The organism is Pseudomonas sp. C27(2019) (assembly GCF_008807395.1).
GTDB lineage: Bacteria > Pseudomonadota > Gammaproteobacteria > Pseudomonadales > Pseudomonadaceae > Denitrificimonas.
The window spans coordinates 161,027-175,452 of the sequence record NZ_CP043320.1 but is presented as its reverse complement, the minus strand read 5'-3'; the positions used below and the strand labels follow the sequence as shown (position 1 = coordinate 175,452).

Genomic DNA, 14,426 nt, shown 5'->3' with positions numbered 1-14,426 from the left:
TTTAAATAGGCCACTTGAATGCTTATTCTGCTGCTTATTTTGTTGCGCCGAAACCACCAAAGCGCTGCTTGAAGCGATCAATACGACCACCCACATCAAGCACTTTTTGTTTACCGGTATAGAATGGGTGACACTCAGAGCACACATCAATACTGATGTCTTTACCAATAGTCGAACGAGTTGTGATCACGTTACCGCAGCTGCAAGTAGCGTTGATTTCAGCATAATTTGGGTGAATATCAGCTTTCATGGTGTTTCCTCAACATAACCGCGCCGCCACCCAACACCATTGTCGAGTACCGCACGAAAACAGGGCATGAATAATACCAGAGCAGCCACCTGTTGCAATAGTCTTATTTGACAATATATGCTCAAAGCTATTAATTCAGAATAGATTCCATTCTCGTGTGAGCCAGCTGCATTTAAATAATGCAGTTTTCGCACTTCTATGGTCTTTTCGTCATACTATTGATCGACATATCTTTATACAGCCCCCGCTTTTGCGGGATGAGGAGCGCTTGTGAGCATCAATACTGCTAACCGTATTTTCCCGGCCACTCGATTACGTCGCAACCGTCGCGATGATTTTTCACGCCGCTTAGTCCGTGAAAACCAACTGAGCGTAGACGACTTAATTTATCCAGTGTTTGTTTTAGATGGCAATAACCGTAGAGAAACCGTGCCCTCGATGCCTGGTGTTGAACGTCTTTCCATTGATCTGTTACTTAAAGATGCAGAAGAGTGGGTCGCTCTTGGCATTCCAGCATTAGCGCTATTTCCAGTCACGCCGCTAGAAAACAAATCACTTGACGCGGCCGAGGCTTGGAACCCTGAAGGCATTGCGCAACGCGCAATTCGCGCTTTACGCGAGCGTTTCCCAGAGCTGGGCGTGATCAGTGACGTAGCTCTTGACCCATTCACCACCCACGGCCAGGACGGCATTCTAGATGACGACAACTACGTCATGAACGAAGAAACTGTCGATGCTCTTGTGCGCCAAGCGCTCTCACATGCCGATGCTGGTGCGCAAGTTGTTGCCCCTTCAGACATGATGGACGGTCGCATTCAAGCGATTCGCGAAGCGCTAGAGATGGCAGGGCACAGCAATGTACGCATCATGGCTTACTCTGCTAAATACGCCAGCGCCTACTATGGCCCATTCCGTGATGCCGTCGGCTCCGCAGCTAACTTAGGCAAGGCCAATAAATCCACCTACCAAATGGACCCAGCCAACAGCAACGAAGCCTTGCATGAAGTCGCCACCGACCTTAGCGAAGGTGCAGATATGGTCATGGTTAAACCCGGCATGCCGTACTTAGACATTCTGCATCGTGTCAAAGAGGAATTCAGAGCACCAACCTTTGTTTATCAAGTCAGCGGTGAGTACGCGATGCATATGGCCGCGATTGAAAATGGCTGGCTCAGCGAAGCCGTAATCATGGAGTCCTTAGTTGGATTTAAACGCGCTGGCGCTGACGGTATTCTGACCTATTTCGCCGTCCACGCAGCTAAACAACTCAAGCAAGGCGCTTAATTTATATTGGAGAGTCTATGAGCAACGCAGGACTGACAGAGCCAACACCGAGTGCGCAGCAAACCGTTGAGGCACCGGCTACTCTTGTTGCAGATGATACCATTAGCAGCGATGAGTCCTGCGCTGCCATAGCGCCAATTATTAATCTTGATGACAACAGCCTGTATATCCACCGCGAATTATCACAGCTGCAGTTTAATATTCGTGTGCTTGAGCAGGCGCTGGATGAATCAACGCCACTTTTAGAGCGTCTCAAATTTCTTTTGATCTTCTCCAGCAACCTTGATGAGTTTTTTGAAATTCGCGTGGCAGGATTAAAAAAACAAATCACCTTTGCTCGCGAGCAAGTTGATGCGGACGGTTTACAGCCGCAACAAGCCTTAACGCGGATTGCTGAAGTGGTACACGAGCAGGTTGATCGCCAATACCAAATTCTTAATGATATTTTACTGCCAGCACTAGCGCTGCACGATATACGCTTTATTCGCCGTCGCTATTGGACCAGTAAAATAAAGGCATGGGTCAAGGGGTATTTTGAGGCAGAAATCGCACCTATTATCACCCCTATCGGACTTGATCCGACCCATCCATTTCCGCTGCTCGTCAACAAAAGTCTAAACTTTATTGTCGAACTTGAGGGTGTAGATGCTTTTGGACGCGACTCCGGTTTAGCGATTTTGCCTGCACCGCGCTTATTGCCGCGCATTATTCAAGTACCAGAAGAAATTGGCGGCCCTGGAGTTAACTATGTATTTTTATCTTCGATGATTCATGCGCATGCCGATGATTTATTTCACGGCATGAGCGTTAAAGGCTGCTATCAATTCAGGCTGACGCGCAATGCGGACTTATCCGTTGACGCCGAAGACGTGGAAGACTTAGCACGCGCCTTACGCGGTGAGCTGTACTCTCGGCGCTTTGGTGATGCCGTTCGCCTTGAAGTAGCAGATACCTGCCCTGCACACTTGGTAAACTTTTTACTCAATCAGTTTGGCTTATCACCCGCTGAGCTGTATCAAGTCAACGGCCCTGTCAATTTGACCCGTCTGCTAAGTGTCACCGGCCTCGACAGCCATCCACATCTACAGTTTCCACCGTTTACTCCATCTATTCCCAAGGCTCTGCAAAATAGCGAAAATATTTTTCAAGCAATCAGCAAACAAGACATCTTGCTGTACCATCCATTCGAGTCTTTTACACCGGTTATCGACTTGCTGCGCCGTGCGGCTCAAGACCCTAACGTCCTCGCTATCAAACAAACGCTGTATCGTGCTGGTGCTAACTCTGAAATCGTCGACGCTCTAGTCGACGCCGCGCGCAGCGGCAAAGAAGTGACTGTTGTTATTGAGCTACGGGCGCGCTTTGATGAAGAGTCGAATTTGGCCTTAGCCAGCCGCCTGCAAGCTGCTGGCGCGGTAGTGATCTATGGTGTCGTTGGCTTTAAAACTCACGCTAAAATTGTCTCAATCTTACGCCGTGAAAACGGTAACTTTGTCCGTTATGCTCACCTAGGCACAGGCAATTACCATGCCGGCAACGCTCGCCTCTACACCGATTACAGCTTACTGACTGCTGACCCAGATCTGTGCGAAGACGTCTCAAAACTGTTTAATCAATTGATCGGCATGGGTAAAACCCTGCGCATGAAAAAACTATTACATGCGCCCTTCACTTTAAGAAAAACCCTATTGGAATTAATTGCCCGCGAAGCCAGCAATGCCAGTGACGGTAAAGACGCGCGCATCATTATAAAAGTGAATGCGTTAACCGATGCTAAAATGATCAAAGCGCTTTATAAAGCCAGTCAAGCCGGGGTAAAAATTGATTTAATTGTGCGCGGCATGTGTTGCTTACGCCCTGGTATTCCAGGCGTCTCAAGCACTATTCAAGTGCGCTCTATTATTGGTCAGCTGCTGGAGCACAGCCGCGTATTTTATTTTCTAAACAGTGATGCACACGAGCAAGTATTGCTCTCTAGCGCCGACTGGATGGAGCGTAATCTCGATAAGCGTATTGAAACCTGCTTTCCACTGGCCAATAAAAAAATGATCGCACGGGTTAAAAAAGAACTACAGATTTATTTGAGCGACAATACTCACGCATGGCTTCTACAAAGTGATGGCAGCTATCATCATCTGCAAGCCAGTTGCAAACAGACTGCGATTCATGCACAAGCGCTACTCTTAGAAACACTCAGCATGCCACTGGTTGAAGTTACCTAATCTTAACGAGCACTAAAGGACCTTAACAAAACGCTATAACTCACACATAAAAAAGGCAGATGCTTTTACACATCTGCCTTTTTTATTTAACTTACATGCGGTCAAGCCGCGAAGCATCTGGATTCAGACACTTCAACAGCGTCGACTTATTTCAGCAACATGGTACCCTTTTCAGTGAAATTCTGATGCCATGAGAATGCTTTCTGCAAATTGTGCGGTGTTTGACCACCACGGGTTTTTGCTTCTGCTAAGTAGTCGCGTGCTTGCTGCTTATAATCAGGATGCATGCAGTTTTCGATGATTTTTTCTGCAGCTTGAGTTGGCGCTAAACCACGAATATCCGCATACCCTTGTTCGGTGATGATCACATCAACGTCATGGTTGGTATGGTCTACGTGAGTAACAAAAGGCACGATAGCAGAAATTTTGCCATCTTTAGCCGTAGACTGCGTCACGAAAATAGTAATACGCGCATTACGAGCAAAATCGCCTGAGCCACCAATGCCGTTCATCATATGCGTACCACCAACGTGGGTTGAGTTTACGTTACCGTAAATGTCAACTTCTAGCGCAGTATTGAAGGAGATGATGCCTAAGCGGCGAATCACTTCAGGGTGGTTAGAGATTTCTTGCGGGCGGAATACGATTTTATCTTTGTATTTGGCTAAGTCTTTGCCCAGTGTTTCCACACGCTTCTTAGAAAGCGATAATGCAGTACCTGCTGCGAACTTCACAACACCAGCATCAATCAGGTCAAACACACCGTCTTGCAATACTTCAGATGCAACAACAATATCCTTAAAGCCAGAAGTTTTCATACCGTTCAGTACAGCGTTGGCAACTGAACCTACGCCTGACTGCAGTGGTGCAAGGCTTTCAGTTAAACGGCCAGCTTTAACTTCTTCACCGAGGAAGTGCAATAAATTATCAGCAATTTGCTGAGTCTCTGCGTTAGGCTCAAACAAAGGTGATGGAATGTCTGCTTCGGTAGAAATAATGATGCCGCGCACTTTTGCAGGATCAACTTTCATACCTGGCGTGCCAATGCGCTTGCTCACTTCAAACATTGGGATTGCTTCACGGGTCTTCTCACCCGCTGCGGTCTGCATATAAATATCGTGCATACCTTCATACTCAGGCGGCGCACTGATATTAAGCTCAATAATTACATGCTTGGCAGTATCAAGGAAAATCGGTGAGTTCCCCACTGAACCGGTTGGGATAATATCGCCATCTTCAGTGATCGCAGCAGCTTCAATGATTGCGTAGTCAATACCCGGGTAAGTACCTTGACGAATCGATTCAGCAACATGGGATAAATGCTGGTCAATGTAGAAAATTTCGCCTGCGTTAATTTTTTTACGCTGAACAGGGTTACCTTGGTAAGGCACGCGTAAGTTAATGATGTCCGCTTCAGCCATAGACTGGTCAGCAGCTGGGCCCATCGATGCACCAGTAAACAGATTGATCTTGAAGTTTTCTTTTTTTCCACGCTCAGCTAACGCTTTAGGAAAGAGTTTTGGTTCACCAAACAGGGTAAAACCACTCATGCCTAAAGTCATGCCGTCGTCAATCCATGTGGCGGCCTCTTCTGCGGTAACAACTTTGTCCAAAAATGCTTTGTTACGAATAAACTTACTTAAATCAGTGTTCATGCCACCACCTATAAAAAGTTGTTGTTTTAAAATATGTCTGATAGCAGCCTTGGCGATAAAGGCTGTTCTGAGCGTTAACTGAGGCAATCACTGCACATCATCACACTTCAGATGCTTTAACTACATCATAGCATTCTATGCCTATGAGTTTTTTTAACAGCTATACTATGGTCGATTCTGGCAGGACTTACTACAATTAAGCCTTGACTATAATCAAGGCATGCGGCAGCGTGCCACATCTTCTAGAGATACAGCTAAAAAAATGCCCCAGCAAACGACGTCTACCAGGGCATATTTAAACAGTCAGCCTTTTCTCTTAGCGTTACTCGACTGCCTTAACCATATCTTCAATGACTTTCTTGGCGTCACCAAACACCATCATAGTCTTATCCATATAGAATAATTCGTTATCTAAGCCTGCATAGCCACTGGCCATTGAACGCTTGTTAACAATGACGGTTTTTGCTTTGTAAGCCTCGAGAATTGGCATGCCAGCAATCGGTGAGTTAGGATCGGTTTTCGCTGCAGGATTAACCACATCATTGGCACCGAGCACCAACACTACGTCAGCTTGGCCAAATTCTGAGTTGATATCATCCATTTCAAATACTTGCTCGTAGGGCACTTCTGCCTCAGCCAACAATACGTTCATATGCCCAGGCATACGACCAGCCACTGGGTGAATCGCATACTTAACAGTAACACCATGCTGAGTCAGCTTCTCAGCCAGCTCCATCAAGGCATGTTGTGCACGTGCTACGGCTAAGCCATAGCCAGGAACAATAATTACGGTATCGGCATTGCTTAGCAAAAACGCAGCATCATCGGACGAGCCCGATTTAACAGGACGCTGCTCTTGCTGTGCTCCTGCTGCCGCTGCGTCTGGCGTACTCCCAAAACCACCGAGAATCACGTTAAAGAATGAACGGTTCATTGCTTTACACATGATGTAGGAGAGAATCGCACCACTAGAGCCCACTAGTGAGCCGGCAATAATCAGCATTGAGTTGTTTAGTGAGAAACCAATACCTGCCGCAGCCCAGCCTGAATAGCTATTAAGCATCGAGACCACCACTGGCATATCTGCACCACCAATAGGAATGATGATCAGCACACCAATTGCAAATGCCAAAATAACAACCACTGCAAAAGCCGTAAGGCTGCCACTGAATGTGTAATAGATACCCAAAGCAATAATCAGCAAACCGACCGCTAAGTTAATCTTGTGCTGTCCATTGAAGGATACCGGCGCACCCTGGAACAGGCGGAATTTATATTTGCCAGATAACTTACCAAACGCAATCACCGAACCAGAGAAGGTAATTGCACCAATCGCCGCACCTAAAAACAATTCAAGACGGTTACCGGCTGGAATAGCATCTGTGATGTGCTCAACAATACCCAGAGATTGCGGCTCAACTACAGCAGCAATCGCAATAAATACTGCCGCCAAACCGATCATGCTGTGCATAAAAGCGACCAACTCAGGCATTTTCGTCATCTCGACGCGCTTAGCCATGATGGTACCGGCAGTACCACCCGCTAACAGCCCAACCAGAACGAAAAAAATACCGAGCCCAAGACTGCCGCCCTCTGCTATTTGCGAGCTGAGTTTGATGATTAGCGCCAGTGTCGTCACTACAGCAATACCCATACCGATCATGCCGTATAGGTTGCCACGCCGTGATGTGGTTGGATGCGAAAGTCCTTTAAGCGCCTGAATAAAACACACAGAAGCGATCAAATAAAAGACCGTGATTAAATTCATACTCATCTTATCCTTTCTCCGCGGGGGCTTTGGCCGCCTTCTTCTTAAACATTTCCAGCATGCGTCGCGTAACTAAAAAACCGCCAAAGACATTCACCGCAGCTAAAGCGACTGCCAATATACCCATGATTTTACCCAGCGGCGTGACTGTCAGTGCCGCCGCCAACATGGCGCCAACAATCACAATTGCAGAAATCGCATTGGTCACAGCCATGAGCGGTGTGTGCAACGCAGGCGTAACATTCCACACCACGTGATAACCCACATAAATTGCGAGCACAAAAATAATTAAATTGTAGATACCGTCGCCAATTTCCATCTCTTTATCCTCTACTTAAGCGTTATTACGAATGACGTCACCGGCATGGCACATAAGGCAGGCCGCTACGATGTCATCGTCTAAATTGAGTTTGAACTGGGCATCTTCGGCAATCACCAGCTTTAAGAAGTCCAACACATTGCGTGCATACAAAGCAGAGGCGTCTGCTGGAACTTGCGCGGCTAAGTTGCTATAGCCAACGATAGTCACGCCATTATGGCTGACCACTTGATCAGCCACTGTCAGTGGGCAGTTACCACCCTGCGCTGCTGCTAAATCAATCACTACAGAACCTGGCTTCATCGCCTCAACAGTCGCGGCCTGCAACAGTGTCGGCGCTTTACGACCAGGAATCAGCGCGGTAGTAATGACAATGTCAGCCTGCTTAGCACGCTCATGTACTGCTTGAGCTTGACGCTCCATCCATGAGGCAGGCATCGGGCGCGCATAACCGCCAACACCTTGCGCACACTCACGCTCTTCATCGGTAATAAAAGGCACATCAACAAACTTTGCACCTAAGGATTCAATTTGCTCCTTAACTGCCGGGCGTACGTCAGAGGCTTCAATCACCGCGCCAAGGCGCTTCGCTGTCGCAATCGCCTGCAAACCAGCTACGCCTGCACCTAAAATCAAAATACGCGCGGCTTTGACCGTACCGGCAGCTGTCATCAGCATCGGCATAAAGCGTGGATAGTGGTTAGCCGCCAGCAATACTGCTTTGTAACCGGCGATATTAGCTTGTGAAGACAACACATCGAGACTCTGCGCCCGCGACGTCCGCGGTGCAGCTTCCAAGGCAAAGGCGGTGATTTGACGCGCATTCAACGCAGCAATTGTGTCATTACAAAAAGGATTGAGCATGCCAACCACGACAGCCTGCGGCTTAATATGCTCAAGCTCAGCTGCACTTGGGGCGACCACTTTGAGAATGATGTCTGCGGCCAGCGCCTCTTCTTGACTGGCTAGGTTTGCGCCAGCAGCTGCATACGCTTCGTCAGCAACACTAGCAGATAAGCCTGCGCCAATCGCCACTGTGACGGTATGTCCTTGGCTAATGAGTTTTTTTATCGTTTCAGGGGTTGCGGCGACCCGCGTTTCGCCTGCCTGTGTTTCTTTAGGAACGCCAATATGCACTGCAAATCTCCTGCATTTTTATAAATGATAAACGACACACTACGAATGGCATGCCGCTATGTGCATCTCAAAACCAACAAGTAATTGAATACCATGTAAGAGCATCAATGTATACGCGTGAAGTGAGCAAGCATCGCTTAACTTAACGCACATGAGAACTGCGTTAAAGATTACACACTAACACAATACACGCAAAATATTCACACTGTGACTTTTTGTTGTATTTAAGTCTCAAAGAAAACATTCTAAACACAAACATTACGCAAAGAAACTAAAGTTTGCCTGATAATGCCTTTCTCTATGTTGTAGCTGCTTATCACATACAGATAGTAAAGCTGGGCTTATAACGCAAAAAGACCCTGCACATACTTTTTACCAACCCGTTATAAAAAAACCACCCGAAGGTGGTTTTTTATTCTGCTAATAAGCCTATCACGCGACTTAGCCTGGCTGCCCATCCACTCGCGCCTGCCACAACATCGGCGCATAGCTCCACAAATACATGGCAAAGCTCAACCCCCAGCATACTGCAGCTATCCACAGTCCTGGGAAATAAGCCCAGTCGACCACGACTACGCGCGCCAAGGTGCCGATATTGAATAAGATAAAAGCCCACGTCATGGATTTTGGCGGCTGCAATTGCCGACCTGTATGGCCCAGAGTGACACGAGCTATCATAGCTAAAATCAAGCCGCCCATTGCACCGACAGTTAATGCATGCACAGCAATGCTCATATTAGCCAGCATGGAAAAGTGCCACAGCGCCATCGCTACACAGGCAACAGCTAACCATGCATTCGCCAGATGTAAAGACCATAATAACGGCACGCGCCAAATACCTGCATCATACCAACGCACCACACGAATCAAGTGCCCCACAGCTAAGGCTGCAAAGACTACCCCAATCAACACCTTGGGCTGCATCGCCCACCCTTGCATGATAATGATAGAAACCAAAATGGTGCCAATTAATAAGGCCCAATCAAATTTAGGCCAAGCAATAACACCTTCTTTACGCAGCAAGCCACGCTGGGTAAAGAATGGGATAACACGCCCACCAATCATGCTCATAATAGCTGCAACAAACCAGACGCCACCCACTGTTGCTTGGCGCTGCAACTGATCATTACCTGTCACAATGCCATACAAAGTCACGCCATTGGCAATTGCCATTAAGGTCAACATCACCACCAATGGGTAGTTACGCACTTGGCGCACAGGCCAAACGCTGCGCGCCATTTGCGCGGCGACCAAAGGTAAAAACAAGAAGTCTAAAAGCACAGCTAACCACATCGGCGCACCAACTAACCAAGCCAAACGCGCAGCAACCCACAAAGCAGTCAGCACCATTAACGGTTTACCAGACAGTCCAGGAGCACCGGTCCAGTTCTGCACGGCTGTCAGCAAAAAGCCGGCAATGATGGCTGCTGCAAAACCAAACAACAACTCATGGCGATGCCAAGCCAACCAGCCACCTGTTGGCTGCCATCCCGCAAACCAGCCATTTAAAGCCATGATCCATAACGGGATCGCCAGCATGGCTAAAACACTGCCTAATAAGAAAAAAGGCCGAAAGCCTAAGCGAAAAAAAGGCACTACGGCTAACGCCTTACGCCGATCAAGTACTTGCACTATATATTCTCCTCAGTCTTACCAGCAGGTTTTTACTCACTGGCATAGATAGCATAAGCTTGCTGTATGACTGATAGCATAGCCCTGTTAATAAGAATTGTTACTAGATCAGAATCAAGAACAACAATATCTTTTTAATAACCATGCAAAACAGTCTGAATTACAGGCATAAAAAAACCGCCAAGCAGTCGCTGAACTGCTGAGCGGTTTTTGTTATCAGGCTAAGTGATTAATTCAAGCCTTCAATGTAGCTTGATAACGCCTTAATATCTTTGTTGCTTAGCTTAGCAGCGATACTACGCATAATCATAGCATCACCATCGTTGTTACGATCGCCCTCACGAAAATCTGTCAACTGCTTTTGAGTGTAAGCTGCATGCTGACCATTGAGTTTGGGGTAAATTGCTAAGTCAAGACCCTCACCGTTTGGTGAGTGGCAGCCAGTACATGCAGGCATTCCATCAGCCAACTTACCGCCCCTATACAAGCTTTCGCCACGCTCAACCAATTCAGGATCTGCTGCACCAATGGTGCCTTTTTGACTGCTGTACCATGCAGAAATGTCTTTTAAATCCTGCTCCGTCATTGCATCAAGCATGCCCGTCATTTCAACAACAGGACGCTCTCCGGATTTAATATCCAGCATTTGCTTGAATAAATAACGCTCACCTTGACCAGCAAGCTTTGGAAAGTTCGGCAGCATGCTATTCCCATCAAGGTTATGGCAAGCAGAACACATGGCAATTTTACCTTGACCTGCAGCAGCATCTCCTGCGGCATGGGCTAAACCACTGATGCCCAAGGTCAATAACAGACTTACAAACAATTTGTTCATCAGCTCTTCCAACTACGGCTAAAAATTATTTTCCCAAAATAACGCGAGTCGTGATGTTGACCTCACGTATCTTGGCGCTTATAAATTATGCAAACAGTACCACAAATTACCGCACAGACAACCTTTTACAGATACATCTACGCCAATGAGTACATACAATCCTAGGCATTATATACTGCCCAGACCAAAACGGAAACGACACCTCTTGCCGCACCTTACTCTTGGATAATTTATGCAGCCTAAAAACCCCATTATTGGCCTATGCCAACAAGCCACTTTTTTGACCAGCGCCGCTCGTGTTGAACAGTGCCCTGAAGATGAAGGCTATGAGGTCGCCTTTGCCGGCCGCTCCAATGCAGGCAAATCCAGTGCGCTCAACACCTTAACGCGCGCTAATTTAGCTCGCACTTCAAAAACACCTGGTCGAACGCAATTACTCAACTTTTTCAGTCTTGATGAAGAGCGGCGCTTGGTTGACTTGCCTGGTTACGGCTATGCCAAAGTACCCATTCCACTGAAACTGCATTGGCAGCGCCATTTAGAAGCTTACTTAGGCAGTCGCACCAGCCTGATGGGCTTAATTTTGATGATGGATATCCGTCATCCGCTCACACCATTTGACTGCTTAATGCTGGACTGGGCCGCCAGCAGCAAAATGCCAATGCATATATTGCTGACCAAGGCTGACAAACTTACATTTGGTGCTGCTAAAACCGCGTTACTGAAAACTCAAAAAGACATTCAGCAAAAATGGGGCGATACCGCAACCATTCAACTGTTCTCATCCACCAAACGCATTGGTATTGCTGAAGCACAGTATGTTTTAGCGGACTGGTTACAACTGCTCACAGCAATAGCTACTGATGCAGCAAACGAACCTGACGATACAGATGAGCACTTATAACCACAGTTTCACAAACGCTGCCCCGTGTGCAGCGTTCGAGAGCACGCTTGAGCATTCAAATACGCCTCTGCTTACGCTAAAAACTGCGTCCTAAATTCAAATAAAACGCGCTTTCATCGTCATCATTAAAGCCATAGCTTAAGTTGAGCGGCCCTAGCGGCGTATCCACGGCAACAAACACACTCATGGCGTTAATATACCCACTGTCTAAATCATTAGCCTGATTCCAGACGCGACCACGCTCCAGAGACAAACCAGCATAGACAGGTAGGCCTAGGGAAAATGCACGCACTGGGGTTAAGCGCCGATAGTAAACCATCCGGCCAATACTGATATTTTGGCCTGCTAGAGCATTTTCGCGGTAGCCTGATAATTGCTGCGCGCCACCTATTTGATAGCTGGAAGAGACAACTTCTTTAGCATCCAAGGTTCGCCCATAACGTCCGCCAAGAATCCAAGTGTTATCACCCCAATTCAGCGGTTTATTTAACTCAATAAGCCATTGTCGATAACGCTCATCCGAACCCAGCTCAGTAGCATGCTGCAGAGCCGAGACTCGCAACTCTTCACCACGCGTCGGAAAGTTCACATCATCTAAACTGTCAAAAGCATATTGCAGCTGGTAGTAACCTTCTTTAAAACTAAACTCTGGTAAATCATGCTCACCAATGCGTACATCAGCATCACCCCAGCCGGAGCCTATACCGAAGCGTATTTCAGCATTGGTAGAAATTTGCCGACCAAGATTGACGCCATAACGCATCCGTTGCAAACGGTATTCAGCGATCGGATCACCATTTTCTCTAAATTTAATATTACTGACTTCACCATGTAACCAAGGTGAAATAAAGTAGCGCGAGCCGATATCCAGCGGCTGATAAAACTCAGTATAAAGCTCTTGATGATCACCCAGCTGCACGCGCGTAAGCCACTCAGCACCTAAACGGTTTAAACCGTTCATACGGAAACTTGCACCAATATTAAAAACACTGTCGCCGCGTAAGTCGTCAGATAAGTTTAAGCCAAGGCGCAAATAATCAGTGCCCGTCAGCTTATCTGTCGCAGTAATCACTAAAGCATTGCCATCCTCTTCAGGCTGCAGTCGGTACTCAACGCGATCAAAATACTCTAAGCCATACAGCGTGCCCATATCTTTTTGCAGCTGTTTTAGATCCAGGGGCTCATCCAGTGGCTGACGGATGTAATAGCGGATCACCCCATCGTCAACTTTCGAGGTATTGCGTATTTGTACAGACGTAATGAGCGGTGTTTGCTTAGGTTTTTTAAGGTTACTGGGTAATCTTGGCTGCTCCTGCAGCGGTTGTGCCAAGTCAGCAAAACGCCACTGCAGTGCACCAGCTGCACTGTAACCTGCATCCATCATCTCTTGCGCTCGCGCAAAATCAGTGACAGCAAAACCAGCAAGCATCGGTTCTACTAAAATATCATCAGCCTGCAGGGTCGCCAACTGCGCCTCGGAGTTGCGCCGCGTCAGCAATGCCACCGACTGATTTAATATATCAAACACCGTATGCAAGGATTCAGTTGCGGCCAAGGGCGAGCCGATATCAACCACAATAACGCGATCAACCCCCATCTGCTTGGCGATATCCACAGGAATATTATTCGAAATACCACCATCGACCAACATGCGGCCATCAACCTCAACTGGGGTTAATATCGCTGGAATCGACATACTGGCGCGCACCGCCAAAGCCAAATGTCCGTGTGCAAACACCACCGTCTCACCAGTAGCAATATCTGCTGCCACAGCACGAAAAGGAATCGGCAACTGATCAAAATCTTCTACTGCGCCGGCACGGGCAAACAATCTCTCTAGCAACAGGGCTAAATTCTGCCCCTGCAACACGCCCAAGGGTAGGCCCAGCGTGCCATCATCACGGAAACTGAGCTTTTGTTTAACTAAAAAGTCGCGATCATCTTGTTTGCGACGAAACGGAATATTCTCACGTGGCGGCGCATCCGATAGGGCCTTCTGCCAATCTAACTCAATCGCCAATCTTTCTAACTCAGCGACACTGTAACCAGCCGCATACAAGCCACCCACCACTGCACCCATACTCGTACCGGCAATCGCATCAATGGCAATGCCCTGCTCTTCTAGCGCTTTGAGCACACCAATATGTGCCAAACCGCGTGCCGCACCACCCGATAACACCAGCCCCACACGTTCACGCTCAATTTCAACCTGAGGCGCAGCAACGACTGACGCAACAAAACACACAGCAACAACACTGGCGCACCAGCTTAAAAAACGACGCATAAATCACATCTCAGATAGCAGTTGATTGGCTACATATAAAATCTCACTTTACCAGCTGCACTGAGCAATACAGTATAAAAAAGTGTACGAGCGCCATACTGAGCCGATCTTTATTTTCACAAAAACGGCATCATTC

Annotated in this window: 11 protein-coding genes; 3 read left to right on the top strand and 8 right to left on the bottom strand. The window is 47.4% G+C overall.

What is annotated here, in order from left to right; all coding sequences use genetic code 11:
• Nucleotides 1-34: 34 nt before the first annotated feature.
• The gene (rpmE, locus tag FXF61_RS00835; protein WP_151183486.1) at nucleotides 35-250 is read right to left on the bottom strand and encodes a 50S ribosomal protein L31; all 216 of its coding nucleotides are present in this window, start codon (nucleotides 248-250) and stop codon (nucleotides 35-37) included.
• Nucleotides 251-520: 270 nt separating this feature from the next.
• Here rpmE and hemB point away from each other — a divergent pair, with 270 nt between their 5' ends.
• Nucleotides 521-1,534, top strand: a complete 1,014-nt coding sequence (hemB, locus tag FXF61_RS00830) for a porphobilinogen synthase (RefSeq protein ID WP_151183485.1) — start codon at nucleotides 521-523, stop codon at nucleotides 1,532-1,534.
• A 17-nt stretch (nucleotides 1,535-1,551) separates the two neighbouring features.
• Complete coding sequence (gene ppk1 / locus FXF61_RS00825; RefSeq protein ID WP_151183484.1) at nucleotides 1,552-3,756, top strand: polyphosphate kinase 1; 2,205 nt, start codon at nucleotides 1,552-1,554, stop codon at nucleotides 3,754-3,756.
• Between the two features lie 146 nt (nucleotides 3,757-3,902).
• On the opposite strand, the gene FXF61_RS00820 is transcribed toward ppk1, so the two are convergent.
• From FXF61_RS00820 to FXF61_RS00795, 6 genes are all read right to left on the bottom strand, one after another.
• Nucleotides 3,903-5,411 carry a succinate CoA transferase gene (locus tag FXF61_RS00820; RefSeq protein WP_151183483.1) on the bottom strand — a complete coding sequence of 503 codons (1,509 nt, stop codon included), beginning with the start codon at nucleotides 5,409-5,411 and terminating at the stop codon, nucleotides 3,903-3,905.
• 322 nt (nucleotides 5,412-5,733) lie between these two features.
• Entirely contained in the window at nucleotides 5,734-7,185 is a 1,452-nt protein-coding gene (locus FXF61_RS00815) for an NAD(P)(+) transhydrogenase (Re/Si-specific) subunit beta (protein ID WP_151183482.1), read from the bottom strand.
• 1 nt (nucleotide 7,186) lies between these two features.
• A complete protein-coding gene (locus tag FXF61_RS00810; protein WP_151183481.1) occupies nucleotides 7,187-7,498 on the bottom strand; it encodes an NAD(P) transhydrogenase subunit alpha in 312 nt (103 codons plus the stop codon).
• Nucleotides 7,499-7,513: 15 nt separating this feature from the next.
• On the bottom strand, nucleotides 7,514-8,635 hold the full coding sequence (locus tag FXF61_RS00805; protein ID WP_151183480.1) for a Re/Si-specific NAD(P)(+) transhydrogenase subunit alpha: 1,122 nt from the start codon (nucleotides 8,633-8,635) through the stop codon (nucleotides 7,514-7,516).
• A 441-nt stretch (nucleotides 8,636-9,076) separates the two neighbouring features.
• Nucleotides 9,077-10,267 (bottom strand): NnrS family protein, encoded by a 1,191-nt coding sequence (locus FXF61_RS00800; protein ID WP_151183479.1) that lies wholly within the window; start codon nucleotides 10,265-10,267, stop codon nucleotides 9,077-9,079.
• Between the two features lie 229 nt (nucleotides 10,268-10,496).
• Nucleotides 10,497-11,102 (bottom strand): cytochrome c, encoded by a 606-nt coding sequence (locus FXF61_RS00795; RefSeq protein ID WP_151183478.1) that lies wholly within the window; start codon nucleotides 11,100-11,102, stop codon nucleotides 10,497-10,499.
• 232 nt (nucleotides 11,103-11,334) lie between these two features.
• Between FXF61_RS00795 and yihA the strand changes: the two genes are divergently transcribed.
• Nucleotides 11,335-12,006, top strand: coding sequence for a ribosome biogenesis GTP-binding protein YihA/YsxC (gene yihA / locus FXF61_RS00790; RefSeq protein ID WP_151183477.1), 672 nt, complete (start codon nucleotides 11,335-11,337; stop codon nucleotides 12,004-12,006).
• A 76-nt stretch (nucleotides 12,007-12,082) separates the two neighbouring features.
• On the opposite strand, the gene FXF61_RS00785 is transcribed toward yihA, so the two are convergent.
• Nucleotides 12,083-14,290 carry a patatin-like phospholipase family protein gene (locus tag FXF61_RS00785; protein ID WP_151183476.1) on the bottom strand — a complete coding sequence of 736 codons (2,208 nt, stop codon included), beginning with the start codon at nucleotides 14,288-14,290 and terminating at the stop codon, nucleotides 12,083-12,085.
• Nucleotides 14,291-14,426: the final 136 nt, after the last annotated feature.